The 24,396-nt window shown below is 34.3% G+C and carries 36 protein-coding genes; 35 read left to right on the top strand and 1 reads right to left on the bottom strand.

Annotation, left to right across the window (positions count from 1 at the left end; all coding sequences use genetic code 11):
• From AB4Y15_RS12200 to AB4Y15_RS12095, 23 genes are all read left to right on the top strand, one after another.
• On the top strand, positions 1-258 hold a 258-nt coding region (locus tag AB4Y15_RS12200), incomplete at its 5' end, for a host-nuclease inhibitor Gam family protein (protein WP_427340626.1).
• 11 nt (positions 259-269) lie between these two features.
• Positions 270-671, top strand: coding sequence for a regulatory protein GemA (locus AB4Y15_RS12195; RefSeq protein ID WP_427340625.1), 402 nt, complete (start codon positions 270-272; stop codon positions 669-671).
• A complete protein-coding gene (locus AB4Y15_RS14140) occupies positions 671-769 on the top strand; it encodes a DUF3789 domain-containing protein (protein WP_489672026.1) in 99 nt (32 codons plus the stop codon). The genes AB4Y15_RS12195 and AB4Y15_RS14140 overlap by 1 nt, the downstream gene beginning before the upstream one ends.
• A gap of 20 nt (positions 770-789) precedes the next feature.
• Positions 790-996: a hypothetical protein gene (locus AB4Y15_RS12190; protein ID WP_427340624.1), complete on the top strand. Its 207-nt coding sequence runs from the start codon at positions 790-792 to the stop codon at positions 994-996.
• On the top strand, positions 989-2,164 hold the full coding sequence (locus AB4Y15_RS12185; protein WP_427340623.1) for an N-acetylmuramoyl-L-alanine amidase: 1,176 nt from the start codon (positions 989-991) through the stop codon (positions 2,162-2,164). The genes AB4Y15_RS12190 and AB4Y15_RS12185 overlap by 8 nt, the downstream gene beginning before the upstream one ends.
• A gap of 27 nt (positions 2,165-2,191) precedes the next feature.
• A complete protein-coding gene (locus AB4Y15_RS12180) occupies positions 2,192-2,506 on the top strand; it encodes a Mor transcription activator family protein (protein ID WP_427340622.1) in 315 nt (104 codons plus the stop codon).
• 121 nt (positions 2,507-2,627) lie between these two features.
• On the top strand, positions 2,628-3,062 hold the full coding sequence (locus tag AB4Y15_RS12175; protein WP_427340621.1) for a hypothetical protein: 435 nt from the start codon (positions 2,628-2,630) through the stop codon (positions 3,060-3,062).
• Positions 3,063-3,073: 11 nt separating this feature from the next.
• Positions 3,074-3,361, top strand: a complete 288-nt coding sequence (locus AB4Y15_RS12170) for a hypothetical protein (protein ID WP_427340620.1) — start codon at positions 3,074-3,076, stop codon at positions 3,359-3,361.
• Positions 3,362-3,667 (top strand): hypothetical protein, encoded by a 306-nt coding sequence (locus tag AB4Y15_RS12165; protein ID WP_427340619.1) that lies wholly within the window; start codon positions 3,362-3,364, stop codon positions 3,665-3,667. It begins immediately after the preceding gene.
• The gene (locus AB4Y15_RS12160; protein WP_427340618.1) at positions 3,667-4,230 is read left to right on the top strand and encodes a phage protein Gp27 family protein; all 564 of its coding nucleotides are present in this window, start codon (positions 3,667-3,669) and stop codon (positions 4,228-4,230) included. Before AB4Y15_RS12165 ends, AB4Y15_RS12160 begins: the two co-directional genes overlap by 1 nt.
• Positions 4,223-5,989, top strand: coding sequence for a phage terminase large subunit (gene terL, locus AB4Y15_RS12155; RefSeq protein ID WP_427340617.1), 1,767 nt, complete (start codon positions 4,223-4,225; stop codon positions 5,987-5,989). Before AB4Y15_RS12160 ends, terL begins: the two co-directional genes overlap by 8 nt.
• Before the next feature lie 16 nt (positions 5,990-6,005).
• Positions 6,006-7,580, top strand: a complete 1,575-nt coding sequence (locus tag AB4Y15_RS12150) for a DUF935 domain-containing protein (protein ID WP_427340616.1) — start codon at positions 6,006-6,008, stop codon at positions 7,578-7,580.
• On the top strand, positions 7,555-8,304 hold the full coding sequence (locus AB4Y15_RS12145; RefSeq protein ID WP_427340615.1) for a phage head morphogenesis protein: 750 nt from the start codon (positions 7,555-7,557) through the stop codon (positions 8,302-8,304). The genes AB4Y15_RS12150 and AB4Y15_RS12145 overlap by 26 nt, the downstream gene beginning before the upstream one ends.
• A gap of 237 nt (positions 8,305-8,541) precedes the next feature.
• The gene (locus AB4Y15_RS12140; protein ID WP_427340614.1) at positions 8,542-9,555 is read left to right on the top strand and encodes a phage protease; all 1,014 of its coding nucleotides are present in this window, start codon (positions 8,542-8,544) and stop codon (positions 9,553-9,555) included.
• Positions 9,555-9,956, top strand: a complete 402-nt coding sequence (locus tag AB4Y15_RS12135; RefSeq protein WP_427340613.1) for a hypothetical protein — start codon at positions 9,555-9,557, stop codon at positions 9,954-9,956. The genes AB4Y15_RS12140 and AB4Y15_RS12135 overlap by 1 nt, the downstream gene beginning before the upstream one ends.
• Positions 9,957-9,971: 15 nt before the next feature.
• A complete protein-coding gene (locus tag AB4Y15_RS12130; RefSeq protein ID WP_427340612.1) occupies positions 9,972-10,871 on the top strand; it encodes a Mu-like prophage major head subunit gpT family protein in 900 nt (299 codons plus the stop codon).
• 18 nt (positions 10,872-10,889) lie between these two features.
• Complete coding sequence (locus tag AB4Y15_RS12125; RefSeq protein WP_427340611.1) at positions 10,890-11,342, top strand: gp436 family protein; 453 nt, start codon at positions 10,890-10,892, stop codon at positions 11,340-11,342.
• Positions 11,343-11,346: 4 nt separating this feature from the next.
• The gene (locus tag AB4Y15_RS12120) at positions 11,347-11,829 is read left to right on the top strand and encodes a phage virion morphogenesis protein (RefSeq protein WP_427340610.1); all 483 of its coding nucleotides are present in this window, start codon (positions 11,347-11,349) and stop codon (positions 11,827-11,829) included.
• Positions 11,826-12,320 carry a hypothetical protein gene (locus AB4Y15_RS12115; protein WP_427340609.1) on the top strand — a complete coding sequence of 165 codons (495 nt, stop codon included), beginning with the start codon at positions 11,826-11,828 and terminating at the stop codon, positions 12,318-12,320. Before AB4Y15_RS12120 ends, AB4Y15_RS12115 begins: the two co-directional genes overlap by 4 nt.
• A gap of 17 nt (positions 12,321-12,337) precedes the next feature.
• Positions 12,338-12,550, top strand: coding sequence for a hypothetical protein (locus AB4Y15_RS12110; RefSeq protein WP_427340608.1), 213 nt, complete (start codon positions 12,338-12,340; stop codon positions 12,548-12,550).
• A 14-nt stretch (positions 12,551-12,564) separates the two neighbouring features.
• Positions 12,565-13,974: a DUF2586 domain-containing protein gene (locus AB4Y15_RS12105; protein ID WP_427340607.1), complete on the top strand. Its 1,410-nt coding sequence runs from the start codon at positions 12,565-12,567 to the stop codon at positions 13,972-13,974.
• Between the two features lie 12 nt (positions 13,975-13,986).
• Complete coding sequence (locus AB4Y15_RS12100) at positions 13,987-14,418, top strand: hypothetical protein (protein WP_427340606.1); 432 nt, start codon at positions 13,987-13,989, stop codon at positions 14,416-14,418.
• Between the two features lie 40 nt (positions 14,419-14,458).
• Positions 14,459-14,788: a DUF6848 family protein gene (locus AB4Y15_RS12095; RefSeq protein ID WP_427340605.1), complete on the top strand. Its 330-nt coding sequence runs from the start codon at positions 14,459-14,461 to the stop codon at positions 14,786-14,788.
• Positions 14,789-15,010: 222 nt separating this feature from the next.
• Here AB4Y15_RS12095 and AB4Y15_RS12090 read toward each other — a convergent pair whose 3' ends face one another.
• Positions 15,011-15,250, bottom strand: a complete 240-nt coding sequence (locus AB4Y15_RS12090) for a hypothetical protein (RefSeq protein ID WP_427340604.1) — start codon at positions 15,248-15,250, stop codon at positions 15,011-15,013.
• Positions 15,251-15,328: 78 nt separating this feature from the next.
• Between AB4Y15_RS12090 and AB4Y15_RS12085 the strand changes: the two genes are divergently transcribed.
• The 12 genes from AB4Y15_RS12085 to AB4Y15_RS12030 form a co-directional block, all read left to right on the top strand.
• Positions 15,329-17,737, top strand: a complete 2,409-nt coding sequence (locus AB4Y15_RS12085) for a phage tail tape measure protein (protein WP_427340603.1) — start codon at positions 15,329-15,331, stop codon at positions 17,735-17,737.
• Between the two features lie 2 nt (positions 17,738-17,739).
• Positions 17,740-18,318 carry a hypothetical protein gene (locus AB4Y15_RS12080; protein ID WP_427340602.1) on the top strand — a complete coding sequence of 193 codons (579 nt, stop codon included), beginning with the start codon at positions 17,740-17,742 and terminating at the stop codon, positions 18,316-18,318.
• Positions 18,305-19,075, top strand: a complete 771-nt coding sequence (locus AB4Y15_RS12075) for a hypothetical protein (protein ID WP_427340601.1) — start codon at positions 18,305-18,307, stop codon at positions 19,073-19,075. The genes AB4Y15_RS12080 and AB4Y15_RS12075 overlap by 14 nt, the downstream gene beginning before the upstream one ends.
• 10 nt (positions 19,076-19,085) lie before the next feature.
• Positions 19,086-19,487, top strand: coding sequence for a hypothetical protein (locus AB4Y15_RS12070; RefSeq protein ID WP_427340600.1), 402 nt, complete (start codon positions 19,086-19,088; stop codon positions 19,485-19,487).
• Entirely contained in the window at positions 19,471-19,908 is a 438-nt protein-coding gene (locus AB4Y15_RS12065; RefSeq protein ID WP_427340599.1) for a hypothetical protein, read from the top strand. Before AB4Y15_RS12070 ends, AB4Y15_RS12065 begins: the two co-directional genes overlap by 17 nt.
• Positions 19,908-21,044: a baseplate J/gp47 family protein gene (locus AB4Y15_RS12060; protein ID WP_427340598.1), complete on the top strand. Its 1,137-nt coding sequence runs from the start codon at positions 19,908-19,910 to the stop codon at positions 21,042-21,044. The genes AB4Y15_RS12065 and AB4Y15_RS12060 overlap by 1 nt, the downstream gene beginning before the upstream one ends.
• 2 nt (positions 21,045-21,046) lie before the next feature.
• The gene (locus AB4Y15_RS12055) at positions 21,047-21,856 is read left to right on the top strand and encodes a hypothetical protein (RefSeq protein WP_427340597.1); all 810 of its coding nucleotides are present in this window, start codon (positions 21,047-21,049) and stop codon (positions 21,854-21,856) included.
• Complete coding sequence (locus AB4Y15_RS12050) at positions 21,856-22,152, top strand: hypothetical protein (RefSeq protein WP_427340596.1); 297 nt, start codon at positions 21,856-21,858, stop codon at positions 22,150-22,152. The genes AB4Y15_RS12055 and AB4Y15_RS12050 overlap by 1 nt, the downstream gene beginning before the upstream one ends.
• Before the next feature lie 204 nt (positions 22,153-22,356).
• Positions 22,357-22,641 carry a hypothetical protein gene (locus tag AB4Y15_RS12045; protein WP_427340595.1) on the top strand — a complete coding sequence of 95 codons (285 nt, stop codon included), beginning with the start codon at positions 22,357-22,359 and terminating at the stop codon, positions 22,639-22,641.
• Between the two features lie 13 nt (positions 22,642-22,654).
• Positions 22,655-23,017 carry a hypothetical protein gene (locus AB4Y15_RS12040; protein WP_427340594.1) on the top strand — a complete coding sequence of 121 codons (363 nt, stop codon included), beginning with the start codon at positions 22,655-22,657 and terminating at the stop codon, positions 23,015-23,017.
• A gap of 2 nt (positions 23,018-23,019) precedes the next feature.
• Entirely contained in the window at positions 23,020-24,108 is a 1,089-nt protein-coding gene (locus tag AB4Y15_RS12035) for an SUMF1/EgtB/PvdO family nonheme iron enzyme (protein ID WP_427340593.1), read from the top strand.
• Positions 24,109-24,194: 86 nt separating this feature from the next.
• Positions 24,195-24,396, top strand: a 202-nt coding sequence (locus AB4Y15_RS12030; protein WP_427340592.1) for a hypothetical protein, incomplete at its 3' end; no start/stop codon positions are given.

Below are 24,396 nucleotides of genomic sequence, written 5' to 3'. Positions count from 1 at the left end.
CTTAATGGGAAAACTAAAGTTTTGAATTTCGGTAGGACAGGTTTTAGGAAAAGTACAAAGATTGTACTTAGAAAGGTTGAAAATGTCATTAAAAATCTTAAAGCTCTTAATATGCTTGACTGCATAAAGGTCAAAGAAAGTGTTAATAAAGAAGTGCTTAAGAAATATTCTGATGAAGAAATTGCAAGAGTCGGAGCAATTAAAAAAGTCGAAGATGTATTCTGGTATGAAGTAGACAGAGAACAACTTCAAAAATAGGAGCGGCAGCCATGACAAAGAGTAAGAATCGACCCCAGATAAGAAACATCTGGGGTCTTGCTAAATCAAAGGAATTAAACCTTACTGATGATGACCTTTATGCAATCATTATAAGAGAAACAGGCAAAGACAGTATGAGACAGCTTACAACTAAGGAGCTTAATCGAGTTATATCGGTACTAATAGATATGAAAGAAAGATATAAGGCAAGACCAGGAATGGCAAGTAAGGAACAACTATATAAGATTAAAGAACTTGAAAAGGCTCTCGGATGGGATGACAATCCTAGAAGACTTCAGGGCTTTATAAGAAAATACTACAAAGTTGAAAGACTTGAATGGCTTAAGTTTAATGATGCAATTAAGCTAATTGAGAGCTTGAAGAAGATGTTAAGCAAAAAGGGGGTTAAATAATGGGTTTTGTTAGTGGTTTATTAGCTGGAATGTTTCTTGGAGGTTTCATCGGGGTTTTACTTATGGGACTTTTGATTGCTGCTGAAGATGAATATTAAAAAATATTCAGGAGGGGGACATGACTGTAGAAGAAATTCTCAAAAATCGAGAAAAATTGTTTTATAAGATTCTTGAGTATTATACCAAAAAAGCTAAAGAAGATAAAAGATACCTTAAAACTTGTGAAAGGCTCAAGAAAAACAAAGATAATTTTTTAAGCGGCTGGACTTTTGTCCAGTGCATTAAAGGAAATCCATATTATAAAGGAGATGACAGTGATGTTTGATATTGAGAAAAAAATCATAGTCGATTTAATACCTATCACTAATGGAAACAGACCTGGCTTTAAAATGGAGCCTAAATTCATTACTATACATGATACTGGGAATACGAATAAAGGTGCAAATGCTTTAATGCATGCTAAATATGTTAAAAATCCAAGAACAGGTGCAAGCTGGCATTTTACAGTTGATGATGAAAGAATAGTTCAACACTTACCTACTAACGAGAACGGCTGGCATGCTGGTGATGGCAGATACGGAACTGGAAACCGAAAATCTATAGGTATCGAAATTTGCATGAATAAAGGTATTGATAGAAAAAAGGCTGAAAAGCTAGCTGCTGAATTAGTAGCATATCTAATGTGGAAGTTTGACATTCCTATTACAAGAGTAGTTCAGCATAATTATTGGACAGGCAAAAATTGTCCGAGGTTAATACGTTCAAGAGCTAATGGGTGGAATGATTTTATTAAGCTTATTGCAGAGTCAAACAAAACTTTAACACCAATCATGGGCAAAACTGAAGCTAAACTGGAGCAGATGGTTTCCTTTGCTCTAAAAGGGAATCCCTCCCCTTCCCTTCCCTGCTGCTCTATAGAAGAACTGGCAATAATCTATATTGAAGAAGCCCAAATCGAAGGGGTCAGGGCTGACGTAGCTTGGGCTCAAAGTCTTAAAGAGACTGGGTACTTCAAATACGGCGGCATAGTTCTTCCAGAGCAAAACAATTATGCAGGCATTGGAGCATTAAACGGCAACAAAAAAGGACAAGCTGCAAGTTTTGAAAGTCCACGAATTGGAGTTAGAGCTCAAATACAGCATCTTAAAGCCTATGGCTCTACTGAACCACTAAAACAAAAATGTGTTGATCCAAGATTTAATCTTGTTAAAAGGGGCAGTGCTAAATATGTTGAATGGTTAGGATATAAAGATAATCCGAATGGTGCTGGTTGGGCATGGCCAGGCAAGGGATATGGATATGATATAGTTAAGATACTAAACAAAATTCTTGAAGAACCTGTTTTAGAAAGGCATTGGGGAGATAAATACATCAAAGAACTTAAAGAGCTTGGAATAATAAACAGCAACCATAATGCAGATGATACTGTTACCTGGGCTGAAGTTGCAGCTATAGCAGTAAGAATTATAAAAAGGTTTGAAAAAGATAAGTAAATCAATTAATATTAAGGTGGTGGTCATATGAATCTGGAGAAGATGATTGACGAAATAGATGAGACGATGCTTCCCTCACCTTATAGCGAATATGCTAAAATTATAGGAGTGAATAATCTATATAAATTATCTAAAGAATTTGGAGGCACAACAATATACATCCCAAAAGCTGAAAGTGTTTTCAAGACTATCAGAGATAAAAAAATAAAAGAAGAGTACAACGGCTATAATATACAAGCACTTGCAAGAAAATACAATGTCTGCGAAAAAACAGTAAGAAATATATGTGAGAAAGTAAATGTAGTTATTAAAGGTCAAGTTTCTATGTTTGAAGAACTGTAATTTACGAACATTCTTGGGATTTTACAAAATGAATGTTCGGAGCTTTGGGTATAAAATCATAGTGTGAGGAATATTTTTCCTCATACTATGATTTTTTTATTTTCCAAAAGGGGTGAATATAATGCTAGAGCAGGTACAAAATGTTGTTATGGAATCATTGCTGAATATAGTGTTGGGCTTGATAGCTTTAGGCAGTGCTTATGCAACACTATATCTTAGAAGAGCTACAGAAAAACTAAAAATTGAAACTAAAAAAATCGAAGATGAGAAGCAAAGATATTTACTCGACAGAGCTTTAAGCAGACTTGAAGAAGTTGCATCAAAAACTGTAAACAAGATTGAACAGACTACAGCTAAACAACTTAGAAAAGCAGTAGCAGACGGAAAGGTAGACAGAAAAGAACTTGAATCTTTAGCTATCGAGGCATACGAAGAGATAATAAAGACATTAGAGCCTGAATATTTGAAAGTTCTTAATGAAAGTTTAGGAGATGCTGAAGTTTATATTAAAAACACTATTGAAGAAAAAGTTAGAGAAGTAAAACAAATGAGGTAAGGCGTGGTCGTATGGACAAGACATGGATAATGCAAACACTAATGATGCTTGGCATAGGTACAATTGCATATTTTGTGAAAGATTTGAAAAAGAGCATTGAGTCAAAGATAGAAGACAATCAAACACGAATAAAGCTAAATGCAGATAAAATTGAAGAGCTTGAAAAGAGCTTTAATGACTACAAAGCAAAAGTACCACTTTTGTATGTTCAAAAAGATGATTTTATCAGAGCTGTAAGTAATCTTGATAAGAAATTAGATAAAATCTATGATGTCATCGTTCAGAAAGGAAGTGAGTAAATGAATTTTAGCGATCAAACACAAGTAATGAAAAACAAAAGAATGAGAGGACAAATATTAAGGACATTAACCTTATTTTATCCATCTTCAACTTCTGTCAGAGAAGTTAAAACAGCATTAATTACAAGAGGTATGACAGCAGGAGCAGATGTTACTAAGTATTTGTGCTATTTAGAAGATAAAGGATACATAAGAAGAAACGATGGCATGCTTAAAGATGTTGAAGATGACGATCAAATAGAATTAACTGCAAAAGGTATAGACTTAATAGAAGGTACAATAGAAGATCCAGGTGTGATGATCTGATGGGAAAAAAGCGAAGAAAAACAAGAGTATGGTCAAAGATAGATGAACTACCTGAAGAGATAAAACAAAAGGTCGATGAGATGCTTGCTGATACGAGTTATACGTATTTAGAAATATCAAACTTTTTAAAGTCTAAAGGATTCGATATTTCTAAAAGTGCTGTCGGCAGGTATGCTCTTAGAACTAACAATGCAACTCAAAGACTTATAGAAGCTCAGCAGCAGGCAAAAGCTTTGGCAAGTGTGATTAAAAATAATCCTGAAATTGACTACACTGAAGCGACGATGCAAATGCTGATGAGTGCACTTACTGAAAAAATAGCAATGGCTCAGGAAGAGTTTGATGCAATGCCTATAGATAAAGCTGGAAGGCTCATCATAGCATTATCAAGGACAAAAGTATACAAAGAAAAGGTTAAGCAAGATATGAAGGCTAAAATTGATCTTGCTTTTGAAAAACTTGAAGAAGATATTTTAAAGGCTATTAAAGGCGATCCGCAGCTTGCAAAAGAGCTCAAAGAGCTTTTGGAAAAAGCTAAAACAAGGATGATGGCTGATGATTAATATTGATAACTATATAAAAGAACTGGATATAGAAGAAGATTTAGAAGCCATTGAGTCGGAGGAATATCAAAAAAAGCTCTTTCTTGAATATGTTAAGAAAAATGGAAATTTTCCAAGATACAGACAAAAGCTTTATGAAGAATATAAAGCTGGAGCTACTCTTTCTGGTAAAGATGGTTTAAGAAAAAAATTAGCAGCAATTGACCTTGAGTATTTTGGAAGAGCTTATTTAAAACACTATTTTGTAAGAAAGTCACCTGATTTTCATAGAGAGCTTAATAAAATATGGAGCGATGGAGTTTTGAAGGGGCTTAATCCCATAACTCCAAAAGCAAGAAGAAAAATAAGTAGGTTAAAAGGATGCAGACGAGGGATTGCTGCTCCGAGGGGACATGCGAAATCAACCACTTTCACTTTCAAAAATACAATACATGCAATTTTATATGAATATAAGCATTACATCATTATACTTTCGGATTCATCTGAACAAGCAGAAGGCTTTTTAGGAGATATTAAGGTTGAACTGGAAGAAAATAGACTTATTATAGAAGACTTTGGCAATTTGAAAGGCAAAAAGTGGACTGACAGCAGCTTCACTACAAGCACGAATATTAAAGTTGATGCGATAGGTTCAGGTAAGAAAATCAGGGGCCGAAGACACAGAAATTGGAGACCAGACCTTATAATTTTAGACGATGTTGAAAATGACGAGAATGTAAACACACCTGAACAACGAAGGAAACTCGCAAATTGGTTTTATAAAGCAGTATCAAAAGCTGGCGATGACTATACAGACATCATCTATATAGGAACTATGCTGCATTATGACGGACTACTTGCTAAAGTTTTGAGAAATCCAGCATATAAATGCGTTAAATATAAAGGTATTATCTCTTTTGCGAAAAATCAAAGCTTATGGGATGCATGGGAAAGTATTTTTACTGACCTTGAAAATCCTCACAGGGAAGAAGATGCTCTTAAATTCTTTGAAGATAATAAAGAAGAAATGCTCGAAGGCACAAAAGTGCTTTGGGAAGAAAAACTCTCCTATTACGACCTCATGGTACTTAAAGTATCTGAAGGTGAAGCAAGTTTTAATTCGGAAATACAAAACGAACCTATTGACCCAGACAATGCAGTATTCAATGATGAATGGTTTGATTTTTACAATGAAGCGGAAATAGATTTTAAAGATGGCAGCTTTATATTTTTCGGAGGCATAGATCCATCTTTAGGCAAGAATAAACGAAGTGATACATCTGCAATCATTGTGCTTGCTAAAAACGTAAAAACTGGTTATATGTACGTTTATGAAGCAAGCATCGAAAAAAGACATCCAGATGTAATCATTAACGATGTAATAGAGAGTCAAAAAAGACTTAAGACAGATTTTAAAAAAGGCTATATAAAATTTGGAGTTGAAACAAATCAATTTCAGCACTTCTTTAAAGATGTACTTGCGAAAGAAAGTGCTAAAACTGGCGAATATCTTCCAATAGAAGAAATACATAATATTGGGAATAAGGATATGAGGATAAGAAGCCTTCAGCCATATATAAAGAATAAGTACATCAAGTTCAATCCGAAACACAAGACACTACTTAGACAGTTAAAAAATTATCCGATGGATGCAAATGATGATGGTCCAGATTGTTTAGAAATGGTTGTAAGACTTGCTGAAAAAATAGGAAATCCTCAATCTACTAACTATATGTCTGTTTTGAGAAGAAAATTAAGCTTTAAAAAAGGTGCTTATTGATTAAGGGGTGTGAAGGATGATAGTTGATGCATTTGGAAGACCATTAAGCTCGAAAAAACCAATAATGAATGAAATAGCAGTAAGAAGCATATATGACAAGTACAGCACTTACCCTTCTGACGGGCTAACACCCCAAAGACTTGCAGCTATTTTTAAGGAAGCTGATGCTGGAGATGTCTACAGACAAATGGAGCTTTTTGAAGAGATGGAAAGTAAAGACCCACACCTTTTTTCACAACTTCAAACGAGGAAAAATGCAGTTATAGGATTAGATTTTGAAATTCTCCCCTACTCTGAAGATGAAAGAGATAAAAAAATAGCTGAATTTGTTTCTGATGTAATATACAGCCTTGAATCAATTGAAGATATATTCTTGGATCTTTTAGATGCGATAGGAAAAGGGTTTGCTGTTAGTGAAATAATGTGGGCTTATGACGGCAAGTATGTAGTGATTGAAGATATAAAGAGTATTCATCAGAAAAGATTTTTATGGGATGAGAACAATGTAATGAGGCTCATAACTGATGAAGAACCTATGGGCATACCACTACCGCAAAATAAATTTGTAATTCACAAATACAAAGCACGTTCAGGACATCCTGTCAGAGCTGGAGTGCTTAGAGTTGTTGCATGGATGTACCTTTTTAAAAACTATGATGTGAAAGATTGGGTATCGTTTTGCGAAACTTTTGGTATGCCAGTAAGGTTAGGAAAATATAATGCAGGAACTTCTGAAGAAGAGAAAGACGCTCTTATGAAGGCTCTTGTAACACTTGGTTCTGATGCAGCAGGAATTATTCCAGATAGCACAAGTATTGAATTTATAGAGACAAACAAAACAAGCTCTGTAAATGTTTATGAAACTCTTGCGAATTTTTGCAACAGAGAAATGTCTAAAGCTATTTTAGGGCAAACTCTTACTTCTGAGATAGGAAGTAGCGGCTCTTATGCTGCTAGTAAAACTCATGATGGAGTTAGGCAGGACCTTATTGAAGCAGACTGTAAGGCACTGGCCCAAACATTTTTAAGAGATGTAATAAGACCTTTAGTATATTTTAATTTTGGAGAAGTTAGACGTCTTCCCTACCTAAAGTTTCATTATGAACCACCAGAGGACCTTGAAAAATCAGCTAAAACATATGCTGTTCTTATAAAAGAAATTGGGCTTCCTGTATCTGAGGAACATATATATGAAAAGTTTGGAATTCCAAAACCCGAAGAAGGTCAAAAAATAGTTAATCCATTCAAAACTATGGCTATGAAAGATGAGATAGTAGTTAATAAAGATTCAAATAAAGTAGACTTTTCAATATCAAAGAAGTTTCAAAAAACTGTAGATAGTTTAGCAGATGAAGCTACACAAAAGAGTTTAGGTATATTTGCTGAGATGTATAAACCGTTAAAGAAACTTCTCGACAAAGCAAAAAGTCTTGAAGAGCTTAAAGAAATGCTCAACAATCCAAAGATAATCGAAAAGCTCTACAAGGAAATGGATAGCGAAGAGCTGCAAGAGCTACTTCAAAAAACTATGTTTATAGCTGACCTTCTTGGAAGGATGAGAGAAGATGCTGAACATCCAGAAGATAATTAATGAGCCTTTAACTTTTGAAGCAGCAGTTGAATATTTTAAAGGAAAAGTTCCGGTAACAAAAGATGAATTTGATAGTTTGCTCAGTCAATATAAGACAAAAGCTTTTACTGTTTCTGGGTATACTTCACTGGAAGTTATCAAAAAGTTTATGGATGAAATTGAAAAGGCTCTTAATGAAGGTTTGACAATTGAAGATTTTAAAAAGAGAATGAATGACTTCTTGGAAAGAAAGGGCTATAAAGGAATTACTCCTTATCAAGCTGACAATATATTCAGAACTAATATACAAACTGCATATAATGTAGGGCACTATAGGAGAATGACCCAGCCAAGTGTATTAAAGGCAAGACCCTACTGGATGTATGATGCAGTAAATGACTCTAAAACTAGACCTACCCACTTGGCTATGGATGGCAAAGTCTTCCCAGCAAACCATAAAGTTTGGGATACTTGGTATCCTCCAAATGGATATAGATGCAGGTGCGGAGTAAGAAGTCTTTCAGAAAGGCAAGTTAAAGCTATGGGATTAAAAGTTGAAACTGAAGTACCTAAAATGGCAGAAACAAAGATTTATGATCCTTCTAAGGGTAAGATGGTTAAAAGTATTTTGATACCTCTTGCTGTTGATCCAGGATTCAGCACTAACCCTGCAAAAACAGATTGGAAACCAGACCTATCGAAATACCCTAAAGTCTTAAGAGATGCTTATAAAAATAGAAAATAATCTTGTAACACGTTGTAACACATGAAATAACTGGGTTTGAATGATTTTAAAAACACCTAAATTTATAGTATATGCAATATCGAAAATAAATATACCCTTTAAACGCATTTTTTTGGGGTTATAAGAAGATTTTTTTGAAAAAGGTTCTATTATACCACCCACTACTTTGTAACGTCGTGTAACGTCATGTAACGTGGTTATAACACGAATATAAATTGGACAAGCAGGTGATAAAAAATGAAGTTCAAAAAAAATGACTTTTATATCATCATAAACAACACAAATATAAATGGAGTTCCTGATGAAATTCTTATACTACCTTTAGGAAGAGTAATGTCAAGAAAAGGACCTTTCGTAGTCGATAAAGTCAGTTTTGATGAGATGTATAGGTATTTCAAGGAAAGAAATTTAGATATAGTAATTGACTATGAGCATCAGACACTTGAAGGTGTACAAGCACCAGCAGCGGGCTGGATAAAGGATTTAGTTTATACACCTGAAGGAATAAAAGCAAAGGTTGAATGGACTAAAAAAGCTAAAGAGTATCTTGCTAATAAGGAGTACAGATACCTCTCCCCTGTTGTCTTGGTGAGAAAATCTGATAATAAGGCTGTAAGACTTCATTCTGTCGCACTTACCAATACACCTGCTATTGACGGAATGAAGGCAATTATAAATAATCTAAATTTTGATGAAGGAGGATTTGAAATGGAATTTTTAAAACAACTTGCGAAAATTTTAAACCTCGCAGAAGATGCTACTGAAGAACAAATTATTGAAGCTGTGAAGAAACTTTTAGAAGCAGCTAATAACAAACAAGAACAAGAAGTAGTTGCCAACAAAGAAGTATTAGAACTTCTTGACCTCAAGGAAGATGCAAAACTTGAAGATGTGAAAGGTAAAATCATAGCTCTGAAAAATCCAGCAGGATATGTATCAGTTGAAGAATTCAATAAGTTAAAACAGCAAATTCAGAAGAAAGAATGTGACGAGCTGGTACAGCTTGCATTAAGTTCAGGCAAAATCACTCCAGCTCAAAAAGAGTGGGCAGAAACATATGCTCTAAAAGACCCAACTGGATTTAAGAACTTTATTGAAAATGCTCCGCAGGTGGTTCCTCTTGAGGAAATTGCTAATGGAGATGGTAAACAAAAGAAAAAACAAGTAAGCTCAGATACTATGTTGAGCATAAACAAGATGCTTGGTATTACTGACGAAGATATCGAAAAATATGGAAAGGATGATGAATAATGGCTCTTACAGCTGGAAGAAACACTCCTAAAATAGATGGCGATATTTTAGTATTACCTGTTAAAGCAAACGTAAAAATATTTGAAGGCAGCTTGGTTGTTTTAGATGCTGGTTATGCAAAACCAGGAGTTGAAGCAACAGGGCTTATAGCAGTGGGAAGAGCTGAAGAATTTGCCGACAATACAGGCGGACAAGATGGAGATATAACTGTAAAGGTTAGAAGAGGTTGCTTTAAGTTTGAAAATGATGTAACTGACCCTGTGACTCAAACTCATGTACTTACTGATTGCTATATCGTAGATGATGAAACTGTATCTTCTTCAGATAATACTGGAACAAGATCTAAAGCTGGAAAAGTAATAGCTGTCGAATCTGACGGTGTATGGGTTGAAATTAAATAAGGAGGATGATGCTATATGATTATTAATCAGCAAACTTTACAAGGAATTTACACAAGTTTCAAGACAATTTTCAATAAAGCATTTCAAGAAGCTAAACCACTTTACACTAAAGTAGCAACTGTTGTTCCTTCATCTACATCAAAGGAAAGTTATAAGTGGTTAGGAAAAGTTCCAAGAATGAGAGAATGGATTGGCGAAAGAGTAATTCAGAATCTTTCAGGTTATGACTATGAAATTAAAAACAAGGATTTTGAAGTAACAGTGGCAGTTGATAGAAATGATATAGAAGACGACAACATAGGCGTATATAGACCAATCATTGAAGAAATGGGTAATTCTGTTGCAATGCATCCAGATGAGCTTGTTTTCAGCTTAATGCTCAATGGATTTACTAAGACTTGTTATGACGGCAAAACATTCTTTGCTACTAACCACAAAGAAGGCAAAAGTGGAACTCAAAGCAATAAAGGCACTTATAAGCTTACAGTTGAAACTTATGGTGCTGCAAGAGCTGCAATGATGAGTCTTAAAGACGATCAAGGAAATCCGTTAAAAATCGTACCTAATCTTTTAGTAGTACCTCCTCAACTTGAAGGAATTGCTAGAAAAATACTTTATGCTGAAGAAATAGATGGTTCAACTAATATATACAAAGGTTCAGCAGAACTTTTAGTTGCACCAGAACTTTCAGTAAATCCTACAGCTTGGTTCCTTTTGGACACTTCAAAGCCTGTAAAACCATTTATTTTCCAACAAAGGAAAAAGCCTAAGTTCGTAGCAATGACAAAAGAAACAGATGCAAATGTATTCTTCCATAAAGAATACATCTACGGTGCAGATTCAAGAGATAATGCTGGATATGGCTTATGGCAGCTTGCTTATGGCTCCACAGGTGAACAAGATCCTCCAGCTTAAAGCTTAGGGAGTGATTAGATGAGCTACTGTACTGTCGAAGAAGTAAGGAAGGTTCTTAGAGATGAGGCTATTAACAAAATTGTAGCTGATGAATATATCGAAGACGAAACTCAAAGAGAAGCAATGTTAATTCCCATAATCGAAGAAGCCATAAAAGATGCAGATGGGGAGATAGACGGATATCTTAATAAAAGATACTCCACTCCCCTTCCCTCCCCTGTTCCCCGAATAATAAGTAAACTTTCAAAAGATATAGCTGTATATAACATTTTTTCTCGAATTGGTATTGATGAAGAAGATCGAGAAAAGACAGTTTTAACAAGATATAGAAATGCTATAAAATTTCTTGAAAATGTTGCAAGAGGCATTATAGATATTGGAACACAGAAGATTGAAACAAGAGCGAAAAATAGCTTTGTTGTAAATGCGAATACAAGACTGTTTTCGAGAGATAGCTTGAAAGGCATGTGATAATATGCCAGGAATAAGACTTGAGGGAGACATAAACGAACTTAGAAATACTCTAAGAAATTTAAGTAACTTTAATTATTTGGGATTAAACCAGGCGATTGGAGATGCTCTTGTATCAAGCACTCAATTAAGGTTCAGACAGGAAAAAGATCCTAAAGGCAGGAAATGGAAAAAGTCAATAAGAGCAGAATCTGAAGGCGGTCAAACATTAAGTAAAAGTACAGACCTTAAAAACTCAATAAATAGCAGAGCTACTGAAGAAGGCGTTGTTGTAGGTACAAATAAAAAGTATGCAAGAATACATCAATATGGTGGAGAGATTAGAGCTAAAAATAAAAAGGTTTTAAGATTTAAGGTTAATGGCAGATGGATAAGTAAAAAGAAAGTCAAAATTCCTAAAAGAGAATTTCTTGGAATTAGCAACAGTGATTTAATTGAGATTAAAGAAATTATAGAAGAAAAAATCAGGGAGCATGTTGAAAGATGATAAGTCTTTATAAGGATTACTTAGAACAAAAATTAAAAGAAGCAGGTATAAAAGGCAAGATTTACAGAAGCATGAAAGAATTGAAGGCTTCTGGAGCTATTCATCTTGGAGCAGTTCTGTTTGAAGAAGAGAATCTCGAGAGAGATGGTTCTAAAAAAACTTATATTAAAGAAGATGGAACTAAAGTAAAAAGAATTAGAAAGTTCAAAAGAACGACTAAGCTTTCTGTTACCATAGGAGATTATTCAGAAGATAAATGCGAAGAAATATTTGCAAATTTCTTGAATGCAATTGATGAAGGCATTGATGATGGAAATGGCAATTTTGTTGAAATAAATATCATAAGCAGTGATTGGGTTTACGATAAAGACAGTATTTTAAGAAGTAAAGTAGCTGTACAAATACTAATTGAATTTATCGGTGGAGTGTATGAAGATATTGAATTTACTAATATTAATCAGATTGAATTTACTGGAGTTGAATTTGAATGATGAAAGGAGTTGATTTTGTGTCAAACAAAAAAACTTCCAAACAAACAGTAGAAAATGCAGTCATTGAAAGTATAGAAGTTTTAAAAGAAAAACATAACATTTCAGATGCTGTGTTTGCAGGAATGAAGGTATATAAAGGCTGGGCAGAAGGTAAAAAGGTTACAGAAAAAGAGTTTCTTGAAGCTAAAAATGAGTTTCTTGGAGCTCCAATAGATAGTAAAAAGAAATAAGGTGGTGAAAGTAAGTGAGTCTTGGTGATGTAAGAATTAAAGTTGCTGACGGAGGTCTTGGAATAGTTTCTGGAAACAGTGACGGTATTCACGTAAAAATAGGCGTTTCTACAGCTGAAAAAAATAAGTTAACTGTTGTAAATGCTTCAATGAAAGCAGATGAGATTAAACAAAAACTTGGGAATAGTCCTCTTGCCGATGCAGTAATGGATAGTTTTCAAATGGGAGCTACTACAATATATTGCATACCAACTGAAGGAACTATTACTGGGTCTATTGGAAATGTTACTCATACTGGCACTGGAGAAGCTACCTACAATTTAACTGGCAGTCCAAACAATAATTATGAAGTGGTTTTAGAAATACTTACTGATGGAGCTTTGAATGAAGCAACTTATAGATATTCGATAGATGGTGGCGACAATTTTACTGGCGAAAAGACAATGCCTGCCGATGGAGTAGTTAATATAGAAGGAACAGGTATAACGATTAATTTCACTGAAGCTGCTACACCTGAAAATTCATTTAAAGCTGGCGACACATACACTTTTAAGACTACAGCTCCTAAAATGTCAAATCAGGAAGTGCTTGATGCGATAGCAGTCCTTAAAGATGCAACGTTTGAGTTTGAGTTTATACATGTTGTCGGAGAATCTGATGCTGCAATGTGGGCTGCATTGGCTACTGAAGCTGATACATTATTCAGCACATATTTCAAACCAATCTTCATTTTGTGTGAAGCTAGACAAAAAGCCGATAACGAAACAATAGAGGAGTATGTTCAAAGTCTTATAACTGCGAGACAGTCAGTAAGCAATTACAGAATACAAGTTGTTGCTGCAAGAGCTGAAATAGCTGCACTAGATGGGAAAATAAGAGATACTAATGGAGCTGGAGACGTAGCTGGACTTTATTCAAAATCGAAAGTATCTCAATCTATAGGAGAAGTAGCAGAATTCCCACTTAATAACGTTCAAAAGTTACTCCCTGAAGGAATAGAGCCTTATATTTCAACATTGGATGAAGCTGGATTTGTGACATTTAGAAAGTATATAGGGCTTGAAGGGTTTTATGTAACTAATGCGAGAATGTTTGCTCCTGATGGATCAGATTATCAATATGCTGAAATATTAAGAGTTGCAAATAAAGCTGTAAGGGAAATGAGAAAACAAGCATTATTCAATATTCAAATGCAACTTGATCCAACTGATACTGAAGGAAGTCTTAAGCTGCTTAAAGAGTTTATACAAATACCTCTTGAAAGAATGGCAGATGACGAAGAAATTGTATCTGGCGAAGTCGTAATTCCGGAAGGGCAGGATATTCTCGGAACTTCAAAACTACAAGTAAAGGCTAAGCTTGTTCCAATGGCTATTTTGAGAGAAATTGAGATTGAGTTTGGTCTAGAAAATCCTTTTAGATAGTGAGGTGGGATTGTGAAGATAAACGGAAAAAGATATGACTGGTCAGATGTTGATATCAATCTTCCTGGATTAAACATTGAAATACTTGAAATAAGTTACGACGATGAACTTGAAAAAGAGCTTCAATATGGAAAAGGTTCAAAACCTAAAGGGTATGGGACAGGAAACTACAAACCAAGTGGGAAAATATCTTTGTCAAGGGAAGAGTTTAACAATCTTTTAGAATACTGCAAAAAGAAAAATGTACCACTATATAAACTTGAAATTCCTAAGATGGTAGTTTCATATGCAAATGACAACTTCCCTACTCAAACAGATGTATTGCCTAATGTTTCTTTTACAAAAACATCTGCTAAAGCAGCTCAGGGAGATAAAAGTTTAAAAGTTGATTTAGATTTACTTATTGCTGGTCCGATTATCTGGAATGGTGTCAAAGCTATATAAAAAATTCTCAAATTAATTTGCAAAATGAGGAGGAATCAAGATGGATAAAAATAAAATACAAGAGCTTAAATCTAAATACGAAAAAATTTACATCATAACTACTACTATAGTTGATGAAGATGGCGAAGATAAAGAGATTGAATTTATTTTTAGAAAACCTGATGTAAGAGACTATGACAGATTTATAAAAGATGCTTCTAAGAAACCTTCACAGGCCTTCAAGAACCTTGTACTCTCTGGTGTAATCGATGAGGATAGAGATAGGCTTAAAAAGACATTAGAAGATTTTCCAGCGGCAGCATCTTCTATAGCAAAAGAGTATTTAAGGCTTATGGGACTTAGTGATACCACAAATTTGAGGATTTTATAGATGAAAAGCTTGATGAAATAAAGAATGATTTTATTGCTTATGGAGAGCTTCTCATCTATAGGTTTCTGGGAATAAAAAATGCAAGGAATATGTCTATCGATGAATTTATCGAACATATAGCAAAGGCGAAAATTATTCAAGAAATAGAAGAAAATATGATTTCTAAGGCTATATCTAATGTGTTTGGACATGAAGAATAAAAAAAGGAAACCGACTTCGCTTTTAGAAAGTCGGTTTCCTTAAATGAAGTAAATCCCAGTAAAATTTCGCAGCATATTTAGTTTCTTTAAATACTGAATTTGTCTTTCTAAAGTCGTCAGGAAGATTGTGCTGATGTTTATATACTCCAAGATATAGCCAATAAGGTGTACAAAATACTGCAAGGATAATAAAAACAGTAATAATCAAACAAGCCAATATAGAAAAAGTTGCTAGTAAAAATCCAAATACTATATGAAGCATAATTATACCCCCTTTTAAATCTTATTACTATTATTATACCCAAAATTAGGAATAAAGATAACCCTAAACAGAAAGAAGGTGGCAAATATTGGGGGATTAGAATCAATTTTTAGGCTATCGATATTGATCAACATGATTGATAATATTACAGCCCCTACAAGACAGGTGAATGATGCAATAGACGAAACAACCAGAAGAATTCAAAATATGAATAATAGTTTTAAAGACATGACTAAAACAGGTGTTGCTGTTACTACTGCTGGTATAGGTATGGCTAAAGGTGTTCTTTCCCCTGTTGCAGCCACCTTTGAGACTAAAAAAGCTCTTGGAGAGCTGGCTTCTGTAGGGGTGGAAAATCTGAAAGCTTTAGAAAAAGCAGCTATAGAATTTTCTAATACATGGGCTGGCACTACAAAATCGGAGTTTATTTCAGCAGCTTATGACATCAAATCAGGTATTTCTAGCCTTACTGATGAAGGAGTAGCCGAATATACTAAAATATCTGCACTTACTGCTAAAGCGACAAAATCATCGGTCGAAGAAATGACATCATTATTTGCCACTGGCTATGGTATCTATAAAGACTTTTATTCGGAAATGTCAGATATTGAATTTGCAGAGTTCTTTAGTGCAGGTATAGCCAAATCAGTTCAGCAATTCAAGACCGATGGTTCAAAAATGGCTCAAGCTATACAAACTTTAGGAGCTGCTGCAACATCTGCACGAGTGCCACTCGAAGAGCAGCTTAGCATTTTAGGTATGTTACAAGCAACTATGTCAGGTGGCGAAGCTGGTACAAAGTATAGAGCATTTTTAAAAAGTGCTGCTAAAGCTGGCGAGGAGCTAGGCTTAAAGTTTACCGATGCCAATAATCAGTTATTGTCTATGCCAGAGATTTTAGGGATTTTGAAAGGAAAATTTGGAGAAACATTAGATGCTGCTGAAAAGCTTCAACTACAAAAAGCTTTTGGAACTGAGGAAGCTGTTGCACTTATCGACTTGCTTTACAATAAAACTGGTGACTTACAAGGTAATATAGTTGGCTTGCATAAGTCTATGAGTCAAGGTACTGAAATAGTTGAAGAAATGGCTAGTGTAATGAATAAAGATCCAGGAAACCAGTATGAACTATTGAAGCAGCAAGCTCACAACCTCAAAGAAGAACTTGGAACTGCACTACTTCCTACTGCTATGGATTTAATAAAACTTGGAAGTGATATTGTCGGACACATAACTAAATGGACAACAGAACATAAAACGCTAACTTCTATAATAATGAAAACTGTATTTGCGATAGCGATATTGATAACGTTCTTAGGTGGCTTTTTAACAATTTTCGGTGTAGGTGGAATGCTTGTAACAAGCTCTATACAGAACTTTATAAAGTTCAAAGAAGTTTTAGGTAAAATTGGACCTAAAGCTTTAGACGCTGCTAAATGGATTAAAAATCTTGCTGTTAATATTGGGCGAATGAGTTGGCAGCTTATAAAAACATCAGCAGTTGGAATAAAAAACTTCGTAGTAGGATTATACAATATGGCTAGACAAGCAGTAGTAACTGCTGTTCAGGCTATGCCTGGATTGATTGCAAGTGTTTGGTCTTTTACAGCAGCATTATTTGCGAATCCTATCACTTGGATAATTATTGGGATTGTAGCATTGGCAGCTGGATTATATCTTTTATGGAAGCATTTTGATAAAGTAGCGAGTTTTGTATCAGGTGTGTTTAATGGAGCTTTAAATCTTATAGGCAATGTGATTAATTGGGTTAAAGAAAGAATTGCAGCACTGCCAAAAGGCTTCAAGATATTACTTGCAGCAATGTTTCCGTTCATAAGTATACCAGCTATGATAATTCAGAATTGGGGTTCCATATTAAACTTTTTCAAGAATTTGATATCGAACATAGGAAGGCTGTTTTCAAGTATTGTTATTAAGATTAAAAATGCTATATTTGAAAAACTTAATATCTTCAAAGAATCAGGCAAAAAAATTATGGAGACTTTAGGTTCTGGAATAAAATCAGCAGTGCTAGCTCCTGTTAATGCAGTTAAGAATGGACTTGCTAAAATTAGAAAGCTACTTCCTTTCTCAGATGCAAAAGAAGGACCTCTTTCACAGCTTACTTTAAGTGGTAGAAAGGTATTCCAGACATTAGCACAAGGGATGAATATTGAAGCTCCAATTTTAAAAAGAACTACCCAACTTGCTTTTGCTGGAATGGTTAATGTTCCTGAATTTAATTTCAGGCAAAATAAACCAAATGCAGGAAGGATACAAGAAAGAAGTTATAGCAAAGTAAGTTTAAAAGAAATTATCAGAGAAAAAAACACAGAAAGCGAGCAAAGAGTTTATTCAAGAGACGAAGGTAGAAATATAATCATTCAAAAGCTTGAATTGAGAATTGAAAATATTAGAGAAGTTGCAGAAGTAATGAACTTGATCAGAGGACTTGAAGACCAAGTAGAAGCTTATGGAGATGATTAAAAATGATTATAGTTGATGCTGGAGCAATTAAGGTCGGGGGCATTTTGCTCCCCGGTATTTTTCAAAAATTAGAAGTTGAGTCTAATGCTAAAGTTGACGAAATAGACATCAAAGGCAAATCCGTAAAACCTAAACAGGCTACAGGATATGAAGATGCAAAAATAAAGATTACTCTTATTTTAAAAGCAAATGATGATGAAGATGAGTATGAGCAGCTTGTAAAAATACAAAATGTATTTAAAAGACCAGGACAAGAAAAACCTATTGTTTACGAAATATTCAATAAGCACCTTAATGCACGAGGGATTAGCAAAGTAATATTTAAAAAACTGACTACTAAAGAAAATAATAAGAGTAATCTTTTAATAGTTGAATGTGAGTTTTGGGAGTATATACCTATTACTATCAAAGCAGCAAAATCCACATCAAATGTTAGCTCTAATATGAAGCCCGAGCTTACTAAAGAATATGAAACTTATTTAAGCAATAGAACGAATAGGATAGATAAAAATAAAATAACTGCTGCTGTTGATGATGATGCTGACAATTATATCAGGGGTGGACATTATGTTGAATATTGATTTTTTCTACCCTACTATATGTGTGCAGATAGGAACTTATTTTATTCGTGCTGGAATAGCATTAGATGTATATTCTTCTAAGGAAAGTTATTTTGATTGGGCTAAAATTAGATTTACAGATAAAATTGTAGAAAAAATGGTCTTTAACAAAATGGACCCAGTAAAGATATATTTAGGCTATTCAGAAGAAAATGACATAGTATTTGATGGATATATAAAAAGAACAGTTAATACTGGCAATGTCTCGAATGATGAGATAATAGCTAAAGATGAGATGATAAAACTAGAAGAAACAAAAATTACACAAACTTTTTTAAATATATCTCCACAGGAGATAATCAAGTATGGCCTTGATGAAGCTGGAATTCAAAATTATGAATTAAAGTCACAAATATTCGCAAAAAAACCTGCAATACCTGTCTATGAAAAAAATATTATTCAGCTTATTGAGGAAGTTCATAGATATTGGAACATAAAAGAATATTTTTATTTTGATAGAGATAAGAAATTTTATTGGGGAACTAAGCCTAAGCAAGATAAGGTGTATGAGTTTCAATATGGCGAGAATATCATTAACTTGACATTTGAAAATGGATTTTGGGTAATTGAAACCATATCTTTCCCATACATTAAACACTCTCACAACATAAAAGTTGTGCACCCAAGAATCGAAGGAACATTTGAAGTTTACAAAGTTCACTTTTCTATAAACGAGGAAGGATTTCCGAGAACTAAGATATATTTTAAAGACAGTTAGGGGTGGTACAATGAATCTTTACGATATGATAACTAAAGTTGTTAGAAAAGTTCTAAGAGAAGAACATCCAGATTTAGAGTCTATACACTACCCTGTAATTGCTGAAGTAACAAAAGTTTACAATGACAGTGAACTTGTCGATGTAAGGATACTTGATAAATACGGCAATATAGATAGTAGATTCCCTGAAATACCAAGAGTTAAAACGCAAAATAAATATATAGTCGATGAAATTGTTATATCAAATAAAAATGAAATAACGGTTGACACATACTATGGTACAAGGCAAGTTTCTTTTCCTGAATATCTAATAGTAGAAGCTAAAATAAATTATAACGTTGGAGACAAGGTTAGGTTAGGTTTTTATTACAACGATTTAAGCATGCCTTATGTCGATGGAAAGGTTGATTAGTATGAGCGAAATAGAAGAATTAATTGGATATGACATTATGATCGATGAAAATGGAAATTTTGTCTCTGCTCCTGATGGAGATGTTGAAACCGTCTATGGATACAGTTGTTTAGTACAGGAGATAAAGAATGAAATGATGACTCAACCTGGAGAGATTTTCTACGATACAGAATACGGTTTTGGCCTTCTTGATTTTATTCAAGCTCAAGATACTGAAATAAATAGACTGGAATTAACACAAAGAATTAGAATAAAACTTTCGGAGAAAGAATTTATTGACCCTAATTCTGTGAACGTAGATATAAAAGAATGGAATTTAAATTCTATAGGAATTTTGGTATCTTTTAGAGTCGCAGACAAACTAATTCAACTAAATATAAGCATTAGCGATAGGGTCAATGTTGAGGTGGTGAGTATTTAATGACTGATGAAGAACTTAAACAAATAGTTCCTATTCCTGAATTAGAAGAGATGAGTTCGCAAACAGAAACTGAACTTATTGAAAGTGGCTTTATCATAAAGAACTTTAGAACTGGAAAGATTTTTAAAACATTAGAAATGATATTTTTAAAAGCCGTAAATGAATTGTATAAACTTCTTGCAACTGTAGTGAAAGGAATATATGTAACAGATGCTGAAGGATTTTGGCTCGATATGAAGGCTTTGGAATTTGGGAAAACAAGAAAACAAGCAACGAAAACAGAAGGCTTAGTTGCTGTAAGTAGAAACGAAAGTGATGGCAAGCCTAAATTAATACCTAAAGGAACTATATTCAAAACTGATCCTGACAAAGATGGGAATGAGTTAAGGTATATTGCTACAGAAAACGTAGTTATGGAATATGATCAGCTTAAAGTATATGTGCCTGTTGTAGCTGAATTCCCAGGCACAAAGTATAATGTTTCTGCGAATATGATAAAATACTCACTTCAACATTTGTCAGGTATTGATAATATAACAAATGAATCTGATTGGCTCACGAAAGAAGGGACTGACACGGAAACTGATGATTCTTTCAGAAAAAGATGTCTTGCAGCATGGGACGAGCTATCAACTAATCTTACTGCTTCTGCATATGCTTCTATTGTTAATGATGTTGATGGAGTGCTTACTGTTTATATTGATGATGAGCACCCAAGAGGACAAGGAACTATCGATATAGTTGTGACAGGGGTTGCAGGACTACCAACTGAGGCACTTCTTCAAGCTGTAAGAGACAAAGTTGAAGAAGTCAAAGGACCTTATGATAACGTTATGGTGTTTGGCCCAGAGCCAGTATATCAAGATGTAGATGTAACCATATACATTGATGAAATATATGGAGATGAGCAAACAATAGAAACAGAAGCTATAAATCAGATCAATAAATTATTTGAGGTAAGCGAAACCAATCATGGCAATAAACTATATAGAGCTAAAATCAACCAAGTTCTTATGGGAATTAACAATGTTGTAAATGTGATTGTAAACCAACCTGTAAGTGACATAGTTTTAGATATTAAAAAATTATTAGTTCCAGGAACTATCACAGTGACTGTGATAAAGGAGAGTAATTAGTTATGAAGTTTGCAGATTATTTATGGTATTTAGCTCATAGACCTCTAAAAATAACAACTAAAGACGAAAGTGAAGTTTATAAGCTTTTCACAGTCTTTGGAAAGATTCTCGATGAAGCAAAGGAAAAAATATTTCTTGTAAGAAGACAAGCTTTAATTGGAACTGCGACAGGCAAAGCTTTAGACAAGCATGGAGACGATAGGCAACTTAAAAGGTTTGCTGGAGAGAGTGACGAGCAATATCGAAAAAGGCTCCTTGCAAAATATGAAAATGCAAAGGCTGCTGGAACTTATAGGGGAATTGTTAATTTGTTAAAAAGTCTTGGGTATGAGAATGCTGAAGTTAAACCTTTGTATTTAGAAGACCCTGAAAGATGGGCTGAGTTCTATATCTTTATTGATAAAAAGCTCATGGATGAGCTCGGTAATTATGAAATCCTTGTAAGAGAAGTAAAAAGAATAAAGCAAGCTAGCTCTTTGCCAGTTTATGTACTTACTCACTATAGCGATTTTAAAATAAGAACTAGGTACATTGAAGGGCTATCGACAACAGTAAATGAAACAGGAACTATTGCTTGTGGGGGAATAAAGCATTTAAAAAATATTGGCTATAAAAAAACATCTACTATTAATATTCAAAATTATGCTATTAAAGCTTTAAGTAATTTGAAAAGTATTAGCAAAGAAAACAAATTTATTAATTCAGGATTGAAAAAAAGCTCTAGCATTAGTTTTGGAACTCAATATATAAGTGTATACTCTCAACCACTCATTTGCAGCAAGGAGCTTAAGTTTGTAAGGAGGGTTGTTTAATGAATTCTTATGGAATAAGCAGAATAGCTGAAGCAATAGAAGGTTTTTTAGAATCAGGAAGATTTACAGTGAATGGTCAACAAAAAACTGTAGATATTAGAAAAATCGAAAATACTGGCGATAGAATTAGAGTATTTTTATACCTCCCCGCTTCAGATCAAGCTGAAACTATTACAAAAGTCGAATTGATTGACAACAAAGGTCTGGTTGTAGATGAACAAACGGACATTAAAGAAAAACCTGCTAAAAAAGGCTTATTAGTAGCCTTTGATTATACAATAAGCGAGGTGAGCTAATTTGCAATACAATAAAGAATATTATCCTATAGTATGGCAAGATGAAGTATTAGACCAGAATGGAGAAGTCCTACAAGAAGGAACTTTACATGATGAAGAAAATATGAACAGAATGGAAGCAGGAATCGACCTACTTAATATTTACAATGCTTTTACAGCAGAAATTGCAAGGTTGGCAAGAAGTAATCAAACGGAGCTTGATAAATGGAAGAACCAGCGTATTCAGAGGAAGGGGTTGTTGAAATCACAAACTCAGATACAAATAAGTATTTTAGAACATCTGATCCATTTGTATATGTAGCATTAGAAGGATACACACAAATCGACACTCCCAATTATTCAATTGTAACTGAAGTTGTAGAAGGCGACCCTGGCTTGATTGGCGATATACAAGTTTACGACAAAGCTTCAAATGGATTCAAAATCAAATACACTGGCTCTGCTTCATATGCAAAAATTAGATGGGCTCTTATTAATCCAGATGTATAAAGGTGGTGTTTAAATGCAAGTTATAGAAATGAATAAAGGTGCGAAAATAAGTTACATTGTTGACGAGGTCAATAAAACTATAACTTTTCAAAAAGATGAAGAAGAAATAATTATAAATCTTGAAAACGAACAGGAAGATGTTGAAAAAGTAATTGATATCTCACTAGACAAACAGAGAAGTCTCAAAGTAGGTGTAGATAAGTGGTATGTGGCTAATATAGTTATACCACCAGCAAAATATATATTGGTTGATACTGGAGAAGTTAATGAGCAAGGAGATGCAATCTTACAAGAAACGAAAGCTCCACTTGACATGAATGAAGTTAAGTTAATATTGTGGAATATTCAAGAAAACAATGAAAATGGAGGGATTTAATAATGAGTTTTGTGTATAGCATTAAAGATAGTTATAGAGCTGCTGTAGAAGCCCAAACAGGTGGGAAAAATACTGTAATATATGATGATAAAGGTTATCCGTCAATTATGGTAGCAATACCAATGTTTTATTTAGATGAGGTTATCGATGGGGCTCCCCATGAGCCACACCCAGCGTTCAAAGTAAATGGAGAAGTGAAAGATGTAATATATATAAGCAAGTATCAAAATATAGTACATGATGGTAGAGCGTATTCTCTTCCAATGCAAGACCCAAAAGTTTACGTTACTTTTGACCAAGCTATGCAATACTGTAAAGATAAAGGGTCTGGTTGGCATTTGATGACAAATGCGGAGTGGGCAGCAATCGCACTTTGGTGTAAGAAAAATGGATTTATGCCACGTGGTAATAATAACTATGGGAAAGACCACAGTGCTACACACGAACGAGGAGCAGTGACTTATAAGTATGACAGTGGTGGAACTATGTACGATGGTAGAGTTGCAACTGGTAGTGGGCCAGCTTCATGGAGTCATGACGGAACTAACGAAGGAATTTTTGACCTCAACGGCAATGTATGGGAATGGGTACATGGTTTAAGATTGATAGATGGTAAAATATGGGTAATTGATGATAACGACTTTGAAAAGCAAAACGACTATAGAGATACAACTGGTTGGACAGATACTGGCGTATATATTGATAACTCTACTGCTGGCAACAACTCTCAAACAGCCGCAGATGTTGGTGGGGATTTAGTTCTAAGTGATACCCTAACTAATCCTATGTACACAGACGATCCTTCTAGCGATGGATATTATGGTTATAGCAGTACAAATTTTGAGTTATTAACTGCTAAAACTGGTTTTACGGTTCCTGACTTGCTTAAGTGGCTTGCTATTTTCCCAGCAGATGCTTCAGGATATGAAGGCGATAATGTATGGGCTAGAAACTATGGAGAAAGATTGCCGATCCGTGGTGGCAGCTGGAACGGCGGTTCCAGTGCTGGTGTTTTCTCTTTGTACTTGCTCAACCTTCGTTCTGTCTCGGGTTACGACATCGGCTTCCGTGCCGCTTATATTCCAATGTAATCTGAAATCTGAAAACTGAATATCTGATAGCCCTGCGATAGCAGGGCTATGATTTTGAAATATATGAGATATTGGAGGTAGCAACATTGAACCAGGATTTTAAGATACTTCAAAAAACTTACGATATGATACTTTATGGTAATGTATGTTTAAAACAGTTTCCTAAGCATGAGAAACATGTACTTGCAGCAGATATCAGAAGAACTATGTACAACTTATTACAACTTATAATACGAGCCAATAAAAAATATCATAAAAAGACAACTTTGCAAGAAATAGATATTGAAT

Origin of the sequence: Caloranaerobacter longqiensis (genome assembly GCF_050286925.1) — a bacterium.
GTDB lineage: Bacteria > Bacillota > Clostridia > Tissierellales > Thermohalobacteraceae > Caloranaerobacter.
This window is presented reverse-complemented; position numbering and strand designations above follow the sequence as displayed.